Below are 18,777 nucleotides of genomic sequence, written 5' to 3'. Positions count from 1 at the left end.
CTGATTAATGCAGAAGAGTTGTCATTATAATGATAATATCGAGTAGTGATGCCGATAATTACGATTAGTATAAAGGCTGCAGCAATGCCACTAAGCAGATATTTTAATAATTTGGGACCAATTTCTTTTAATAAACCTATATGCATATATTTTATTAGACTCCATCTTCTCATTATAAACACTCGTAATATTTACAATGCTTCTCTAATGTACGATTAGTATCAAACGAACTCTATAAGACAATTGATTAAACTCAGATTTCATAGACTTATATATTTCCATAATTACTCCATATGACGTAATATTTTTAGAGTCTAACAAAAGCAAAATCTTTACTTGTTCATATAATCTTGTTCAAAGTCGTTAAGTAGGTATAAAGCCTCATTATAATAAGCAACGCAACCTGATTAAACTAAAAAATATTTAAATAGGTTCTATTGCTATATGCACTTAATCATAAACTTTTACAAAGCCATCTACCCATTGACGTTCGTTTAATACAACCTTCCCAATACCAAAATTGTCTAACCCATGAACAATAAATATATCCCAAGTACTATATTTTTCTTTTGCTAATACAGCATATTCATAATCACTAAATACACCTAAAGTTCCACCCACTGTATATATTGCATCAACATCATACCCATACCACAATATAAAAACTTCATTGTTTTTGATAGGATCATCTACACTATAACTTCTTGGTGCTCCATCATTTAAAATAAATTCCTCAATATAAAAGTTTTTATCGCAAAACGCTCTAAATCCCGGAAGTTGTTTAGCTAACATTATTGCATTTTCTGCTAAATCTTTAGTCAAAAAATGACCTAAACTAAAATACTCTGTATATGGTAATGTATCATCTTTTTTATATTTAGCTACGGCTTCATATATAGTTGTATTCATATTCTCTAACCTTTCTATATATTCAATTCACGAAAAACCTAGCCTCATAAGTTTCTCCATTAATATAATTAGAACTTATTTTTATCGAATAGTAATATTTTATTATTTAGCTTAATTGTAGAATGAAATTGAACAAATAAAAATCCATAGTGAACCTTGTGTTATGATTTAGGTGTCTAATCAAAATATAACCGTGGTAATCACTATGGACTATAATAATCATAACACGACATTACGTACAAACAAACACTTAAACTTCGAAGAACGATTTTATTTAGAAAAGAGAATCGTTCTAGGAGATAGTATTACGGCAATTTCACGTGCACTTGGCCGTTCTAGAACAACTATATATACAGAATTAAAACGTGGTACTGTAATTCAAATTCGACAAGGTAAATCTCAACTTGTATATTTAGCTGATTCTGGACAAGCAACATATGAAAGACAACGTGTGGGCTCTTCTAATACCATGAAAGTTGGTGCTATAGAATCTTTTATAAATTGGATTGAAAGCAAGGTTCTAGATGATCATTGGTCCTTTGATGCTACTGTTGGATATGCTGAACATAAGGGTTTGTTTATGCGTAATGAAATGGTTTGTGCTAAAACTTTATATAACTATCTTCATAAAGGCATATTAGGTATAAAAGTAATTGACTTACCATTGGTAGTGCGGCATTCTCAACGAAAATCTATTTCTAGAAAACATAAGCGAGAACTTGGTAAATCTATAGAACTTCGCGATCCTAATATTGAAACGCGCGAGGAATTCGGACATTGGGAATTAGATACCGTCCGTGGAACAAAAGATAAGACAGACCATGTTTTAATTTCTTTACTTGAGCGTAAAAGCAGATTGTATGTGGCTTTACGGTGTTTCTCAGCATGTGCTACTGATGTAAAAGAAACACTGCAGGCATGGTTAAATACGTTTAAAGATGTTAATCTAGCTTGCTTATGCAAAACAATAACTGCAGATAACGGTTTAGAGTTTTCAGAGATATCTAATTTAGAAAATGAAACCTTGTCTATTTATTTTGCTCGACCTTATTCTGCTTGGGAGCGTGGATCGAACGAAAGGCATAATGGTTTACTTCGTAGATGTATACCGAAAGGAATGCCAATAAAAGCCGTTTCAGAGGAAACTATTCGACGAACACTTAAATGGTGTAATACTTTGCCACGCAAGCTTCTAAATTATAGAACCCCCCTTGGAGGTCTTTCTTGAAGAAGTTAATAAGATTGTAGATTTGGATACTGTTCAATTTCATATTGCAATTTAAGATATTCTTTTTTACATTATGTAAAAATTCAGTATAACCAGTAGTAGGCATATAAGATCACATCCTTTCTTTAGGACTTTGACACTTTTATTGTAAAGCATGTGAGCCTTGTATGCTTATTTTTTGCAAAAAAATAATGTTGGTAGTGACACCGTTAATGATGTCACCCCAACATTTATTATAGAACCTCCATTTAGTATGAACTAATCTCTGATAGTCAAACATTATACGATTTCCGTTAATAACTAAATTATAGTTGACTGACTCCAATTTTATATTCCCATACGAAAAAGGTCCATTAAAGATAAAATAGTAAAGATTTCATTCTCCCTAAGACTATATAAATTAACAGCTTAATTTTTTTATGAAATACGTTTAATCATTCAAGGTCTATATAGCTAAACTTAGACTGTATTAGATTCTCTTCGTCCTTCTTTGTAGAAATTATAAAATCAACAGCGATCAGATCAATACACATTACAGGCATAACTATTTTAGCTTTAACACCATTTAGTACTGGACTTACCCATTTCTTATTATGAGTCATCTCTCCATCTGTTTTTACAACACATGGTTCGACACTAATATCTTGAATATCATATTCATGATTACGATATTCATGAAATTTCATTGATTTATTCTTAAATAAAATGTCACTTTTAATATTAACCTCTATACAGTTAATAAATCTAATTTCACAGGATTCTGACACTAATATGACTGTATTACCAAAATCTTTAATATCTAATGAATATGGCATTTCATCCCATAAATCTAATATATCAATTCTTTTTTGAAGTTCCATCATTTTTATCCTCTTTAATTCTTATATGTGATTCAGGGTCACGACGTCCAACAGGTTTCCAGTTACTATCTAATGGTTTACCATTCTTATCATGTATATGTAAATGATTATAAGGTGTATGCTTATCAGGTGGATCCACCCGTAACCGCATAATATCATTCTTATCCCTTACATGTAATCTACCATTATGAGCTTCTACAGACCATCCTTTTGGTTTTAAATATTGAAAACTTAATCTCTTAAAATCATTGAAATCCATTTCTTCATATTTACGATTTTTAAAGGTTTTTTCAAATTCATCTACATTAATTGTATTCTCTGAAGAACCCGTTCCTGTATTACCTTTTTCCTTAACTTCACTTTTTGATTTCGGCAAAGAATTCTTTAATTGTGAGACTTTTTGAGCTATAATATTTCTCTTCTTATTTACTTCATTAGCTAACCCCACAATTACTGGTCCAGATATAGATGGTCCACTATTATGTGGATCCTTTTTATTAGATGAATTATCCTCGTTTATATTAGGGACATCATCACTACTAGAATTCCCAATATTAGAATTATCATTGCTAACATTTGGTAAATCTAAATGATTATTTAAAGGGTTAATTCTCAAAGGAAATTGCTTTAGAACAATTTCACTTACAGGGGCACCCGTTTTTATAGATTCCCAGGCTCCAGTTCTTGGATTCTTAATAAACGAATCGGAACTATCATCTATAATGCTTTCATCTCCAATTGTATAAGGTAATTGTACTTGTTGTCCACTAATTAAACTCGTAATATGAATAAAAAAATCATTAAACTTATTTTTATCTCTTACCCAATTATCCGTACCATCTGGTCCAATCCAGCGACCGGAATATGCTGTACTTTGGGGAATACTAATTCCATCAAAAAATCTACGCCCTATAACATCCCATTTCCCACTGTCTTTATAGGTGTTACCATCAGAAGCATGGAAAACATTAATATACTGATATCCTATTCCAGTATTGTAATCTAATTGAACTTTATACTCAGTTCCTACATATGGTACAGTTATGCTCCAAGGCCCATTAAATCTCGATTCGGAAGCGTTTCTTCCTTCTCCAGAATCAATACTTTCACCACTAGATTCACCATAACTGGTATCAACACTTGAATTTGTGAGTTGATCAATTGATCTAGCCCATGGAAACTCCTGAGTATCAGCTTCACTAAGAGTAACTGGCTCAGCACGACCTGTTTCTATAGGAGTCGTTAAAGCTTTATAAAACACACTTCCTACAACACTAAATCTAAGTCCCGCTAATAACTTCGCCGAATCAACTTCTATAGGATATGGACTTGTTAATTCTGCATTCCATTTAGTAGCATAAGCTGACACTGCAGCCCCAGCATTTAAAGAGCCACCACTAACTTTATTAACTACACCACCGGCCCCAGCACTCAACCATTGTGCTAATGCCGGATCATTATCTGCAATTTGCTTAATCTTTTCTATAAGCATTTCATTGGTCATTGTAGCTTTAAAACCACTACCAGGTGCATTACCGGCCATACGTGCAGCCCACTCGCCAATCACACCATGAGCAAAAGCTTTAGCAATCTTGCCTTCTTTTGTGGTAGGTTGCCAGTTATGTAATTGCTCATAAGCATTCTTAGCAAATAAGCGTGCCAATTCTTGACGTTCTTCAATTTTCTTTTTATCGAAAATCTTATCTAACTGATGTAACGTATTCTCGGTATTGGTATTAATGGTCTTAGTATCAATTTGTTTACCATCTACAGTTAGTATACCATCTGAGATTGCAGATTGAGTAGTCGAGTTTGCTTTACCTTTAGAGCCTACGCCTAAATTTGGAACTAGACCAATACTGTTATAAATCTTATCATACCCTTTTTTATTATTGGTCTTCATCTCTTCAAGTTTCTTTTTACTACCATAGTAGTTATAGCCTATCCCATTGTTGCTATATGTATACTCGGCTTCGTTTTGGATATCCTTCATCTCGAGAGATTTTGTAGTCAATGTATTCTTAGCTTTTGGAGCTTCACTTTTAATGACAGCACCTTCTAATGTAGTACCATTCCCTACATGAATATCATAGCCATCTTCTCCAGCATAAATACCTGCTTGATGAGTCACGCTTTTCCATTTGCTATCAATACGGCCTACACTCGCACTTATACTACCAGTTGGATCTTTAAAATTAGGTTTAGAGGAAACGGAGAAGCCCGCAGACTTACTGTGTTCTTTAAAGTTATCTACATCTTGTAAACTTTGAATATGTAAATCACGACCAGTATCAACTTCAACTTTCTTACCAGATACAGTAGAACCAATAATAGTAGTATCTCGCTTTGCTTTAAGTTGTGCTAATTGTGCGGCTTTAATCGTCGTTGGTACATAGCTTTCTTGATGGGTATCCCCATTTTGACGAGCCATATTACCACTCGCATTAATATCGAGAAGTCCGCCACCAGTCAAACTAATACCAGCACCGACACTCCAACCAGAGCTTTTATAAGTATTCTTAACATCTACAGTGTTTTTACCCGCTGCAAGGTTAATATCACTAGCACTATCTAATACTAAATTTTTAGCTTGTACTGTTTCACCAGTTATATTAATACCACTATCCTTGGCATCACGAGCTGTAATATGTACAGTACTATCACTAGCAAGAGCACCACCTTGATATGTATTTGTATCTACTACTTGTCCTTGTTTTCTAGAAGTGCTACCAATACTTACCGAGAGATTTACAGCATCATCAATATTTTTTTGACCACGTCGGGAATGATTTTTTGAGTCTTTTAACACTTTACCATCAGCATCACGAAGTTTGACGCCCTTAACCGCCTTATCTACCGCCGCATAGCCATCTTGCAATTGTTGACGTGCTTCATTGAGTTCAAGTGCAGCTAAACGCTTATCATCACGGCCACCCGCTTGTTTTATAGTACGAGTTGCATTAGTAAGCGTATCAACCACTGCACCACCTAATGATACGGTAAGACCCGTCTTCTTATAGCGTTCATCGTGACTCATGTGATTACGGTCTACATTACCATCTAATGTCACAGCAGAACCTTCTAATACAGCACCATCTTTTGCAACAATATCTGCACTTGTAATGTGTACTGTATCATTTGCTTTAATAGAGACAGCGCCTTTAGTACTAGCAATTGTATTTCGCACAGTAGATTCTTCATGGTTAGCTTCATCTATATTGTGTTTTTCTTTACCTATAGTAAAGCCTATCCCTGTACTACCAAGTAACCCAGATTTCTTATGACGGTATACACTAGTACCATCTGTAATCGCTTTATCTGCACCAAGATCTACCTTACCACCAGCCGTAACATCTACTGTATGTTCACCTATAATTTGAGCAGATTGACCAATTACATCATGAGCACTTGTGAGCTGTATATCTTTACCACTTACGGTAGAGCCTGTTACGACTGTAGTAGTTGCATCATCAACTGCATTGGTACTTTCACGTTTGACCAAGCTTTTCTTTTTATCTACATACACATGATTGACTGTACTATTTGCCTTCGCTGTATGTAATGCAACCGTATTACCAGATACCTTAACTGTATCAGCCGCTAATAGTTGACTGCCTTCCAGTTGTACGGCATCAGAGGCTACAACAGAAACGTTCTTACCTTCAATGCTACTACCCACCGATGATTGTGCGTTAACCAAATCATGAGACTCCGTTGTTTGAGAGTGTCCACCACCAGATTTGCCCTTGTCAAAACGATGTTCTTCTAACTCATGTGTAGCATTCATAGCTTTCATCGTTACATTATGGCCGGCCGCTACATGCGTATTTACATCAGAGGTAATAACACCTGCCGCCATAGATACATCTCGACCTGCGACTACTGTTGTTTCACCAGCACCACCAATACGACCTTGATCTACACCGGTTATCGTTTCACGTCGATTATTTCGACTATCCCACTCAACTTTGCTATTAGCTGCCTCATACTGTACGCCTGTATTAATCACATCGCGTCCCGCACTAACCTTTGTAGAACCAGCCGCATTAGTTTGTGTAATGGTACCGCCTTCATTAATGACGTCCTTCTTAGCATGTACAGAAACAGCATCGTTCCCCATAATAGTGCCTTGTGTATTACGAACTTCATCATTCGCTATAACCGTAGTAGTATTACCTTTGATAAGACCATTGTCATTGTGAATGGTGTTGCCTGTAATAGTTACATCCTTATCTGCCACAATACTACCGCTAGTATGCATGGTATCAACGGAAAGATTAATGGATTGGGCCTGTAAATTAGCGCCACCATCTACTCGTTTGGTATTTGGTGCTAAATATAGAGTCGGTACTAGTACAGTTTCTGTTTTACCATTTGGCAATACAACAGCCTTACTAACTAAGAGCACTACATCCTCTTTAAGATTCTTTTGCTCAGCCTCTGTTAAGCCTCTACCTAATGCAATAGATTGGGATTTTGTTACACTAATCCCTGCATCCATCAATTGGCGATATTGTTCTTCCGCTGAAAGACCTGATTGCAGTCTACTTTTACCGGTTTGACGCATAATCTCTTGCATAACGAGTTGTTGCTCATAATAGCCATCACCCAATCGTTTTTGTATATTCATAGGGTCTAATTTAAGGCGAGATAATACGTAATCAGAAGATAAGAAGTTACGACGATTTGTAAAATTTGGATCGGTTTCAATAATATAGGTAGTATTAGGGTTCGTCGATAACTGACTCATACTATTTAATAAAGATGCATCTACTGTAGCATCACTTGTACTATTTTCTACATGACCGCCATATACGGCAACAGGTACATCTTTAGGGTTTACCTTAGTATTCTTATACTTAGCCTCACGAATATTGGTAGTATCCCACCCTTTTTTATGATGACGACTATAACTTGTGGCAGTGCCTTCTTCAGTAATATATTCATTACCCTTAGGGTTACTTTGCTCATAGTGACCTACTGTACCTGTTATATCCCCGGCAGCACTAATTTGGCTAGCTTCATTCGTCATATGATCGACATCCATATGTAAATCCCCACCGGAAATAATCCGCCCAGGGTTAGATGTATCTACCACATCTTTTTCACGAGTACGATCATATTCATATTTAGTCCAGCTATCTTTATGATCGCCATACACTGAAAGTTGAAGATTTTCAGAAGAGTGCACTACTACTTTATCTTTTGGAATTTCATCATCATGCCCATAGATTCGTTCTTCCGATAATTGGTATCGCTTAATGCTACCAGATGGTGCTACTTCGTTTTTAATATGCTCTTTTTCACCTACCGCTACACGTTTAAGGGTAATGCCACCATTTTTATTGTCTACAGATTTAGCATATAATGCACCACCTTGACCAAATTCAATGGTAGACGCTGTATTTACAATACTATCTATCTTACCAGACACAGTTCCTGTAGAATTCATCGTTTTGCCAAGTTGTAGTTTTCCTTCGGCTTTAATCACACTACCATCTGTATTGACAATCGAATTGGTTGCTATAGATAAATCTTTTTGGGCAATCATAACAGGGGCATCTTTAGTCTCTGTGTTCCCCTTTTGAATGACAGAATCAGTGGTAATCTTGGCGGTATCCACATACAATTTACCACGATTCATCTGTTCGAAACTTTTTGTAGTAACATCTGCATCTGTAGCAGCAATCGTGCCTGTATTTTCTAACTTGCCAGTACTATCTATGGTCAATTTATTTTGTGCAGATAATACCCCTTGATTATTCACACCAAAACCATCATTGGTGCCAACTAAATACATACTATTGGCATACATACCACCAATAGCAGCTACATCAAGTCCTATCGGTGTAGACGCACCAGTTTTACTAATATTCGTAACTGTACCTGTAGCATCTACGGAAATAGCATTCTTACCCGTTACTACTTGGGCATCTTGGGCCCAAACTTTGCCATTCAGCTGAACAGCCTCTGCTAACAAATCTGTGCGTGCTGTTTTCGATGCATTAAGGCCTTTTTCCCCTACTATGATACTACCTTGTTGTACTTGATAGCCTGTAATACTACCATTATTGATAATTGGGTTCCCCGTTGTTAATGTAGCACTATTAGCATTGATAAACGTACCATTATTGACAGAAATACCATTCGGGTTGGCAATAATAACATGGGCCTTATTGCCAGCTACTTCAAGGGCACCATTCATAGATGTTACCCCTGTACCCGTTACTTCATTTAAAATTGTATTCGCTGTAGGTCCGACTAAATTCGGATTTCCCATAATGTAACCTGCCAGCTCCGTATTCACAGGACGATTGGCATTATTTAAAATAAGCCCTTTATTATCTACATTAAATGCATCATATTGGTTATGGGATAGACCTTTATCATTAGGCGTATTGATATTGACTACAGTCATACCATTACGAGCCTCTTCTGTTTTTGGCCCCAATACACCTTGAGCAGGTACCACGGGATTGGCTAACGCCATTGGAATCCATGGGGCAGAATTTGTGGCAAGCAATGCAGCAAAGATGGCCATTGCCGTATGTTTTCTAATATTCATATTATGTATCTCTCCTAAGTATATAAAACAATATGTATTATGTATCTATATAACTCTCTATGTACAACACTTAAAATTGATAACTCCCTCTAAACGCCCAAACACGAGTATCTGTATCAAATCCTTCTGGTTTCTTAATGGGCGTCCCTAGTGATACATCATAATTAACAGCGTCACCAACAGTGCCTCGTACACCAACGACACCACCAATCAAGGTATTACCTAATTGAGTTTCTGTGGATGGTCCCCATACATGCCCAATATCTATACCTACATAAGGCGTGATTTGTTGTTTTCTAAATGGTAATGACCATTCACTTTGTACGTAGTACCCAGAGTCACCTCGTAATGTTTCTTCACCACTAAATCCACGTACCGAATACCGTCCACCAATACTAAACTGATCTGTAGTAAATAAGCGCTGATTCGTAAATTGACTTCTAAAGCGCATCGAGAATATACCTTGCTTATGACCGATTCGTACTCCCGTTTGAATCTGCCCTTCAACCCCAGCCATTTTGTATAGTGTAGTTGGATTATCTGCCAAACCTTCCCAACTTCGTACCTTAGCACCCAATCCTTTAATACCTTGACGATAAAATACATACATATCACTCACTGTATTGCCTCTATATTGGCGATGAGATAACCCTAATTCTACCGATGTGGTATGTTGCTCTTGAACACCAATTTCTACATCATCCAGATAATTATGACGAGACTTATGATTAACCTTAGCAATAACTGATGTTTTCGAACGACTAGTCCTATTTAGAACCTGCTCTACTGATACCTCTGTACCTTGTGTGGTACCAGCTGAACGAAATGCATTTGGCATAAACACCAATTGATTATAGCTGTACTTATACGTAGATAGTCTATACGTACGGTTGCCATCGGGAATCGTATAATTAACTGCATATTGCTTTGACCCATGGCCATCATCATGTGGGCTTATATCTTTAGTGAAATTAGCTGTTAATGTATCATTAAGACCCAGCAATTGACTAAACGATAAAAATACAGTACCTTGATACTCGCCTGTAGCTTTATATCCTGAATTATCTAAGATAAATGAGCCATGTACAAATCCTTTTTGTTCTACCGTAAGCTTAACAATAGAATGTAACGGCTTGGTACCTGGTTCAATCGTCATCTTTATATCTTGACCAGGTACGCTACGCATCTGATCAATTCCTTGTTCTAACGCTTGACGTCGTAATACATAGCCAGGTCGTACAGGGAATGCACTCCGCCAATTCGTCCGTACATTTGGATTTGCAAGAACAATATCTTCAACATACCCTGGTAAAATCTCAAAAGTTAATGACCCTGAATGTAAATCTTGATTAGGTACAACCACTTGGCTTGTGACATATCCATCTGCTAATAATTGTTCTTGTAATTGCTTTTGAAGGAATGTAACTCCATCCGACCCGATTCGATTATGCTCATACGCCTCTAAACGGTTCTTATATTTACTAAATACAGGTTCTGACGATGTAATAACAATATGGTCTATAGGAAATGCAATCGCTTCCTTTGGTAATGCCTTCATAGGAGCACTACTAAGACCAACATACGCTGATTCTGAACGCAACGAAGCGGCCCCAGTCATTGGTGCTTCTGCGCGTTGACGCAACGAAGCATCGGCTCGGGCCGCTTCTTGTTGTATAAAAGGGGTAGATACATCGGCTGCCATGCTAGGCAATGTACCAAATGTGGTCAGCAAGCCAATACAACTTGCTGCAATACGTACAACTCTCATAAATCCCTCTCCTTTCTATATGTAAATTATATATTAATCTTAACTTTTTTTTGCAACAGAATATTAAATTTTGTTTATCTACTATTTAATATTCGTGTTTTTTATCATGTAGATTAGCCTATATAATTTTGTATAGCACTCGAGAGGATAAAAATGATCTTTATATCAAAAGATTTATTGATGTTAATAAACAAAAAAACATCTATACTAAGCTATTAACTCAGTATAGATGTCATTTTTAATAAATAATATGTACAATGCTCTAAAAAATTTTTTAGTAACCAATCAAAACTTATCATTTTTTCCCGCGACTCACCGCAAGGTTTGCCCCCAACAGTCCTCCCCGATTGATATGAGGATGGCGATGTGAGGTACCTTCTTTGATGGATGTTATACGAGATCGTTGAAATTTTTCAAACACTGTATCCAGTTCTCGCAAGAGAACCTTTTTTTGCGATGCTTTTAATTCATACAAGTCCCCTTTGAACTTAATATGTGTATCCTTCACAGCGGTGCTAATGTCATAAATGCGTTCTTGCTGTTCATTATTAACATTCACGAGTTCATCTAAGGTCAGCTCATAGTAACGAGCCAACGCACACAGTGTATCGAGGTCTGGTTCTCTATAGCCAGTCTCGTAATTAGACAATGCTGCATTACTAATACCTACAGCCTTGGCGACTTCGATTTGGCTCTTTCCCATGCGTACACGAGCCCGTTTTAAGTTCTTGTAAAATTGCATGTTCATCACCTACATCGATTACGTCAAATGAATATTACAGTGTTTCACTGATAATTTTGAAAGCTTCTTCTGCGACAGCCAATGTTTTATCGATTTCTGCGCCCTTATGACACATGGATACGAAGTTGCTTTCAAATGGACTTGGCGCATAGTAAATACCATGGCTTAAGTTATGATGGAAGAATGTCTTGAAATGGTCCGCATTGCATGCACTAGCGTCATCAAAATTGTGAACCGGTTTATCTGTAAAGAACAAGGTAAACATAGAACCTACACGTTGCACCACCGCTGGCACATTGTATTTCTTAGCCAATTCTTCAAGGCCATTACACAATGCTTTTGTGCTATCTTCCACTTGTTTAAAGATGGTTGGGTCCCGTTGCAACATAGATAATGTAGCAAGGCCTGCCGTTACAGCCACAGGATTACCACTCAAAGTACCGGCTTGGTAAATAGGGCCGGATGGTGCTACTTCGCTCAAGATTTTGCTAGAACCGCCAAATACAGCAAGAGGCATACCACCGCCAACGATTTTACCAAGGCAAGTCAAATCGGGTTTAATATTGTATAGTTTTTGTGCACCACCGCTGCTAGCCCGGAATCCACACATAACTTCGTCAAAGATTAATAGGGCACCATGCGCCTTTGTTACATCGCGCAATGTTTCAAGGAATCCTTCTACCGGAGGCACACAGCCCATATTACCCGCTACCGGTTCTACGATAATACAAGCAATGGTATCGCCCATTTCATCAAATAATTGTTTAACCGCATCAATATCATTGTATGGCAATGTGATGGTATTTTCTGCGACGCCCTTTGGTACGCCTGGGCTATCTGGTACGCCAAATGTAGCGAGACCAGAGCCGGCTTTCACCAATAGGGAATCACTATGGCCATGGTAACAGCCAACAAATTTAACGATACGATCGCGGCCCGTATACCCACGAGCGACGCGCAACGCACTCATGGTCGCCTCTGTACCGGAGCTAACGAGGCGCACCATTTCCATTGATGGCATAAAGGCTTGGATTTTCTTTGCCAATTCCGTTTCTAATAGTGTAGGCGCCCCATAGCTTGTGCCACGAGGAATGGCCTCTTGCAAGCTAGCTACGACCTCAGGATTCGCATGGCCCAAAATCATAGGGCCCCAGCTCAACACATAGTCGATGTATTCGTTGTTATCGATATCATAGATACGGCTGCCACTAGCGGAGCTAATAAATGGAGGGTTTGAGCCTACGCTGCGATAGGAGCGAACAGGACTATTAACGCCACCTGGCATATATCGCTTTGCTTCGTCAAACGCTTTTTCTGATTTACCTAGTTGTAACATAGTCACTCCTTATTGTTTAAGCCAACGTGCCACATCAAGGGCATGATATGTAATGATAATCTTAGCACCAGCTCGTTTCATGGAGAGCATCGTTTCCATAACAAGGCGTTGTTCATCGATAAGACCAGCAGCTGCAGCCGTTTTAACCATTGCATATTCGCCGGATACATTGTAGACAGCCAATGGTAATTCATAACGGTCACGGGCTTCGCGAACGATATCCAAATAGCATAATGCCGGTTTAATCATGATAATATCCGTACCTTCAGCGATATCGAGTTCAATTTCACGCATTGCTTCTAAGCGATTAGCCGGATCCATTTGATAGGATTTACGGTCCCCAAATTGTGGAGCCGAATTAACGGCGCCACGGAATGGACCATAGTAGGCAGATGCATATTTGGCAGCATAGCTCATAATGGATACATTGGTGAAACCAGCTTCATCAAGAGCTTCACGAATAGCACCTACACGGCCATCCATCATATCAGATGGCGCCACCATATGAGCACCGGCTTGCGCTTGGCTAACCGCAACCTTGCACAATAGAGGTAATGTTTCATCATTCAAGATTTCATGGTGATCAATCATGCCACAGTGACCAGTAGAGGTATATTGACATAAGCATACGTCTGCAATGACCAATAGATTTGGCACCGCTTCACGGATGGCTTTAATCGCTTGTTGTACCGGTTGCTCCATATCCCATGCGGAGGAACCTTGTTCATCCTTATAGGTAGGGATGCCAAAGATTTCTACACCACGAATGCCGAGGTCATAAGCCTCTTGCGCCACCTTTACCGCTTCGTCTACGGATAAATGGTATTGTCCTGGCAATGTGTCGATTTCTTTTTTTATCCCTTCACCAGGAACGATGAATAATGGATATATCAAATCAGTTGTATCTAATGTTGTTTCTCGTACTAAATCACGCATTTCTGGAGAAGTGCGCAAACGGCGAGGACGATAGGTTAAATCGTACATAGTAAATTTCCTTCTTCCGTTTAATAATGACAGTATATTAGTTAGCGCAGTCTTTCACGATTGTGTCTACAAGACCTTCTGTCGTATATACAGGACTAATGACATCCACCTTTAAACCAGCGCTCATAGCCGTAGCGGCCGTAATAGGTCCGATACATGCAATCTTTGTATGTTCTAATAGTGAAAGTGCATCTTCACCCAATAAATCTAACGTATTGGTAACTGTAGAGGAGCTAGTAAATGTAATATAGTCAACATGACCATGTTGCAATGCATCTACTAATGCCTCTTGTTGAGATGTATCTTGTTGCGTTTCATACAAGCGCAAGATATCTACGTCGATATCTAAGTGACGCAATTCACGAGGAATCACTTCACGAGCCTTCTTAGGTTGAATTAATAGCACTGTATGTCTAGGTTTAACATGTTGTTTCAATGCATCTACAACGGATTCAGCCTTATAATCTACAGGGATAATATCCGGCGTAATGCCATAGTTAGTCAACGCCTTAGCTGTGGCACTGCCGATAGCACATACCTTAGAATAACCTAAGGAACGCGCATCCTTACCTTCTCCGTACAATGCATCAAAGAAGTAGCGTACCCCTTCAGCGGATGTGAATACGACACAAGAATATCGATCTACGCCATGTAATAAACGTTTATCTTCATCAAATAATTCTACAGGCTCTGTTTTAATAGCTGCTGCTTGGATAACATTGGCTCCTTGATTCATGAGCATATCACGGAACTTACTGGCTTGAGAGCGAGCACGAGTAACTACAATCGTTTTGCCGAATAACGGCTTGTTATCGAACCATTGCAATTGTTCACGCAAGTTTACAACATCGCCTACGACGATGATGGCTGGTGCTTTTAGTTGTGCCTTTTCCACGTCTTCTACAACATGTTCTAGTGTGGAAACAAGCACCTCTTGAACAGGTTTAGTACCCCAGCGAACGAGCGCCACTGGTGTATTAGCAGGACGGCCATAAGCCATCAATTTTTCTGCGATGGTAGGTAAATTACCTACGCCCATGACAAAGCAAAGTGTATCCACTGCTGTGGCAAGACCTTCCCAATGGATGCCAGACACCGCTTTTGTTGGGTCTTCATGACCAGTAACAACCGCAAAGGATGTAGCCATAGCGCGTTGTGTTACAGGAATACCAGCATAGGCAGGCGCTGCGATAGGCGATGTAACACCAGGTACAAATTCAAAAGGAACACCGGCCTCACGAAGGGCCATTGCTTCTTCCCCTCCGCGACCAAATACGAGTGGATCACCACCCTTTAAGCGGGCTACGATTTTGCCTTCTTTTCCCTTTTTTACCAATAGTTCGTTGATTTCCCATTGGTGCATGGTGTGGTCTTTGCATTGTTTCCCTGCATAAATCAATTCTGCATCAGGTCTAGCCCATTCTAATAGATGAGCATCTGCTAAATAATCATATACAATAACGTCTGCACGTTCGATACATTCCTTACCTTTTACGGTGATTAATTTAGAATCTCCAGGGCCTGCGCCAATCAAATATACTAAACCTGTCATTTTATGATTCCCTCCTTAACAAGGGCTTCCACAATGTGTTTGCCCCCTTCTTCATATAAGGCTTTCGCAAGGTTTTTGCCTAACATAACCCCTTTCTTAGCAGGTCCAGACAATTCTCCTTCATATACAGTTTTACCATCCAAGGACGCAATGAGCGCTTTCAAATTAAGCTGTCCTTTTTCAACGGTTCCATATACGCCCATCGGCACTTGGCAGCCCCCATTGAGTTGATTTAAGAAACTACGTTCCCCCTCTACGGCAAGGCGTGTTGGTTCGTCGTCGATTTTTGAAAGCATATCTAACATCTCAGTATCGTCACTGCGACATTCAATAGCCAAAGCACCTTGCCCCACAGCAGGAATCATTTCATCCGCCGTAAAGACTTGTGTGATTCTATCATCTAAACCGAGCCGTTTAAGGCCTGCTTGTGCTAATACGACGCCATCGAGGCCTTCCGTTTCAATCTTGCCAAGACGGGTTTGTACATTGCCTCGGATGACTTCGATTTGTAGGTCTGGACGGCGATGCAATAATTGGGCTTGACGACGTAAACTACTAGTGCCAATACGCGCTCCTTCTGGTAATTGGTCCAATGTTTTATATTTAGGACTGACCAAAGCATCGAATGGTACTTCCCGTTTTGAAATAGCACCTAATGTAAGGCCATCTGGCAATTCCGTAGGCATATCCTTTAAACTATGAACGGCGATATCGATATCACCAGCATGCATAGCCGCCTCTAATTCAGCAGTGAATAAACCTTTGCCACCTACTTCTGCAAGGGGCTTATTCAAAATGCGGTCCCCTTTTGTGTTAAAGTGAACTAACTCTACGGTAACCCCCGGGTATAAACGTTGCAATTCACTTTTTACATATTCTGACTGCCATAAGGCAAGAGCACTCTTTCGAGTTCCAATTCTAATGTGGTTCCTCATACTACGAGCCTTCTTTCTCGAGATTAAACATATCTTTGAATAAATCCCAATATAAACCTTCTTCTTGTGTACCGGCAATTTCATTGAAATGAATCATCGGTTCTCTTAGCATTTTTCTAACGATCATACGACTCATAGAATCAATGATGCGACGCTCTTTATCGGAAATATCCGGCAATTTAGCCAACGCTCGATGTAATTCACGGCGACGAATGCGGTCAGCCTTATCCGTCAATAATGCCATCATAGGACGTACGGATAAATAACTAAACTTTTCTAACACTTCATCGATGGCTTCGTGAATAATCGGTTCAGCCCGTTTCGCCTCTTCCTCGCGTTGTTGTTTATTTTCTTCTACAACGCTTTCTAGAGCATCGATATTGAATAGGTACACACCTTCGATATCCGAAACGACAGGATCAATATCACGTGGCACTGCAATATCAATCATCACGATGGAACGTCCATGACGCAATGCGGCAATCCGTTTGGCCTCTTTTTCACCAATGATATAATGCGGTGCCCCCGTCGATGTAATGATAATATCTGCATGTTCTGCTTGTTCTACATAGTGATCTAATTTAATGGCTTGCCCATTAAATTTCTTCGCCAAGGCTTCCGCTTTGGTAAAAGTTCGATTTGATACGAATATGGTTTTTACACCCTTTGCTTGAAGATGTGTAGCTGTTAACTCACTCATAGTGCCCGCCCCTAAGATGAGGACTGTTGCTTCTGAAAGTGGTTTGTCTAGGCTATCTACCGCCAAGTTAACCGCCGTGTAACTAACAGACACAGGTGTATTCGCAATGCCTGTATTTGTTCGAACCTTTTTACCAACGCTAATAGCGCGTTGGAATAGAATATTAAATACGGTTCCCGTAAAGCCTGCACTATAGGCCGCAATATAGGCACCTTTCAATTGGCTAAGAATCTGCCCTTCCCCCAACACTAGGGAGTCAAGGCTAGCAGATACGCGGAATAGATGTTCTATACATGCTTTCTCTTCATAGAAGAAAAATGCGGATTCATCAATTGTATCGGCATGTTTTAAATGCTTTAATACATCGAGCATATACGCTTTAGGAGATTGTACATCTTCTAATACGGCATAAATTTCCGTACGATTGCAAGTCGATAGAATGACGCATTCTGAAATTTTTTCGTATTCATAGAGTCGATTTAAGGCGCTTTCTACCTCGTTTTTTTCAAACGAGAAACGTTCACGCACCTCAACGGCAGCACTTCTATGATTTAGTCCTAATACCACTAATTGCATGGTGTAGTTTCTCCTCTATCAAAGGCCATTGTCCCTTAAGAATAGCCTGAAATTCAGTTTCGCTTAAATGAGTACGCCAAAAACGGCTACGCTCCTCTACGCTAGGGATCAGTAACTTTACCTCTTCCCTCATAATTTTAAGTCTCGGTATGGCAATTTGCAATATATTATAACGATTCATCATATCTTGTTTCACAAGACGATTAATACGTGGTCCCCCATTATTAGCACTAATCGCAACATGCAAATCACCCATATCGATTGTTGATGGTACTGTGAAATCACAAGCTGTAGCATTATCGGCACGATTGACTAGTATGCCATTATTGCGTGCTATAGCTTCGATATAATTATTAACAGCTTTATTATCTGTACAAATAAACAATAATTTACATTGTTTTACAATGTCTATATGGTCATTGCTAAACACTGTATTGTGCCAAATAAATCTGTTATCCTCATGCCAAGCTTTCATCTGATCTGTTATAACAGGACTAATGACAATACATTGACAGGGCTCGTCTAAGCATAATGCTAGACGTCGTTCAGCCACGGCGCCACCACCTACAAATAAAATGGTATCACTCGCTGTAGTTTGTAATGTTAGAGATATCATAATGAA

At 38.9% G+C, this 18,777-nt stretch carries 11 protein-coding genes and 1 pseudogene; 1 reads left to right on the top strand and 11 read right to left on the bottom strand.

Annotated features, from left to right (window positions below):
• Positions 1-450: 450 nt before the first annotated feature.
• Positions 451-909, bottom strand: coding sequence for a hypothetical protein (locus O3598_RS09360; protein ID WP_119981959.1), 459 nt, complete (start codon positions 907-909; stop codon positions 451-453).
• A gap of 205 nt (positions 910-1,114) precedes the next feature.
• Here O3598_RS09360 and O3598_RS09355 point away from each other — a divergent pair.
• A pseudogene (locus O3598_RS09355) lies at positions 1,115-2,192 on the top strand (IS30 family transposase).
• 379 nt (positions 2,193-2,571) lie between these two features.
• Here O3598_RS09355 and O3598_RS09350 read toward each other — a convergent pair.
• The 10 genes from O3598_RS09350 to O3598_RS09305 form a co-directional block, all read right to left on the bottom strand.
• Complete coding sequence (locus O3598_RS09350; RefSeq protein WP_038141112.1) at positions 2,572-3,000, bottom strand: PIM7 family immunity protein; 429 nt, start codon at positions 2,998-3,000, stop codon at positions 2,572-2,574.
• Positions 2,975-9,562: a two-partner secretion domain-containing protein gene (locus O3598_RS09345; RefSeq protein WP_371452486.1), complete on the bottom strand. Its 6,588-nt coding sequence runs from the start codon at positions 9,560-9,562 to the stop codon at positions 2,975-2,977. Before O3598_RS09345 ends, O3598_RS09350 begins: the two co-directional genes overlap by 26 nt.
• Positions 9,563-9,632: 70 nt before the next feature.
• Positions 9,633-11,330, bottom strand: a complete 1,698-nt coding sequence (locus tag O3598_RS09340) for a ShlB/FhaC/HecB family hemolysin secretion/activation protein (protein WP_371452485.1) — start codon at positions 11,328-11,330, stop codon at positions 9,633-9,635.
• A gap of 295 nt (positions 11,331-11,625) precedes the next feature.
• On the bottom strand, positions 11,626-12,072 hold the full coding sequence (locus O3598_RS09335; RefSeq protein ID WP_016476528.1) for a helix-turn-helix domain-containing protein: 447 nt from the start codon (positions 12,070-12,072) through the stop codon (positions 11,626-11,628).
• A 34-nt stretch (positions 12,073-12,106) separates the two neighbouring features.
• On the bottom strand, positions 12,107-13,408 hold the full coding sequence (gene hemL / locus O3598_RS09330; protein WP_323725480.1) for a glutamate-1-semialdehyde 2,1-aminomutase: 1,302 nt from the start codon (positions 13,406-13,408) through the stop codon (positions 12,107-12,109).
• Between the two features lie 9 nt (positions 13,409-13,417).
• A complete protein-coding gene (gene hemB / locus O3598_RS09325; protein ID WP_005380358.1) occupies positions 13,418-14,392 on the bottom strand; it encodes a porphobilinogen synthase in 975 nt (324 codons plus the stop codon).
• 37 nt (positions 14,393-14,429) lie between these two features.
• Positions 14,430-15,944 (bottom strand): uroporphyrinogen-III C-methyltransferase, encoded by a 1,515-nt coding sequence (gene cobA, locus O3598_RS09320; RefSeq protein WP_323725479.1) that lies wholly within the window; start codon positions 15,942-15,944, stop codon positions 14,430-14,432.
• A complete protein-coding gene (gene hemC / locus O3598_RS09315) occupies positions 15,941-16,879 on the bottom strand; it encodes a hydroxymethylbilane synthase (protein WP_287503247.1) in 939 nt (312 codons plus the stop codon). Before hemC ends, cobA begins: the two co-directional genes overlap by 4 nt.
• A 1-nt stretch (position 16,880) precedes the next feature.
• Complete coding sequence (gene hemA, locus O3598_RS09310; RefSeq protein ID WP_371452482.1) at positions 16,881-18,155, bottom strand: glutamyl-tRNA reductase; 1,275 nt, start codon at positions 18,153-18,155, stop codon at positions 16,881-16,883.
• Positions 18,124-18,771 carry a precorrin-2 dehydrogenase/sirohydrochlorin ferrochelatase family protein gene (locus O3598_RS09305; RefSeq protein ID WP_316065518.1) on the bottom strand — a complete coding sequence of 216 codons (648 nt, stop codon included), beginning with the start codon at positions 18,769-18,771 and terminating at the stop codon, positions 18,124-18,126. Before O3598_RS09305 ends, hemA begins: the two co-directional genes overlap by 32 nt.
• Between the last annotated feature and the right edge of the window lie 6 nt (positions 18,772-18,777).

It is taken from the genome of Veillonella atypica (assembly GCF_041431435.1).
GTDB classification, from domain to species: Bacteria; Bacillota; Negativicutes; order Veillonellales; family Veillonellaceae; genus Veillonella; species Veillonella atypica.
This window is presented reverse-complemented; position numbering and strand designations above follow the sequence as displayed.

What these genes read in the sequence shown, in the direction of transcription:
- hemL (WP_323725480.1), bottom strand. Translation starts at nt 13,408, where the DNA reads ATGTTACAACTAGGTAAATCAGAAAAAGCGTTTGACGAAGCAAAGCGA.
- O3598_RS09335 (WP_016476528.1), bottom strand. Translation starts at nt 12,072, where the DNA reads ATGCAATTTTACAAGAACTTAAAACGGGCTCGTGTACGCATGGGAAAG.
- hemB (WP_005380358.1), bottom strand. Translation starts at nt 14,392, where the DNA reads ATGTACGATTTAACCTATCGTCCTCGCCGTTTGCGCACTTCTCCAGAA.
- O3598_RS09350 (WP_038141112.1), bottom strand. Translation starts at nt 3,000, where the DNA reads ATGATGGAACTTCAAAAAAGAATTGATATATTAGATTTATGGGATGAA.
- O3598_RS09345 (WP_371452486.1), bottom strand. Translation starts at nt 9,562, where the DNA reads ATGAATATTAGAAAACATACGGCAATGGCCATCTTTGCTGCATTGCTT.
- O3598_RS09305 (WP_316065518.1), bottom strand. Translation starts at nt 18,771, where the DNA reads ATGATATCTCTAACATTACAAACTACAGCGAGTGATACCATTTTATTT.
- cobA (WP_323725479.1), bottom strand. Translation starts at nt 15,944, where the DNA reads ATGACAGGTTTAGTATATTTGATTGGCGCAGGCCCTGGAGATTCTAAA.
- hemA (WP_371452482.1), bottom strand. Translation starts at nt 18,155, where the DNA reads ATGCAATTAGTGGTATTAGGACTAAATCATAGAAGTGCTGCCGTTGAG.
- O3598_RS09340 (WP_371452485.1), bottom strand. Translation starts at nt 11,330, where the DNA reads ATGAGAGTTGTACGTATTGCAGCAAGTTGTATTGGCTTGCTGACCACA.
- O3598_RS09360 (WP_119981959.1), bottom strand. Translation starts at nt 909, where the DNA reads ATGAATACAACTATATATGAAGCCGTAGCTAAATATAAAAAAGATGAT.
- hemC (WP_287503247.1), bottom strand. Translation starts at nt 16,879, where the DNA reads ATGAGGAACCACATTAGAATTGGAACTCGAAAGAGTGCTCTTGCCTTA.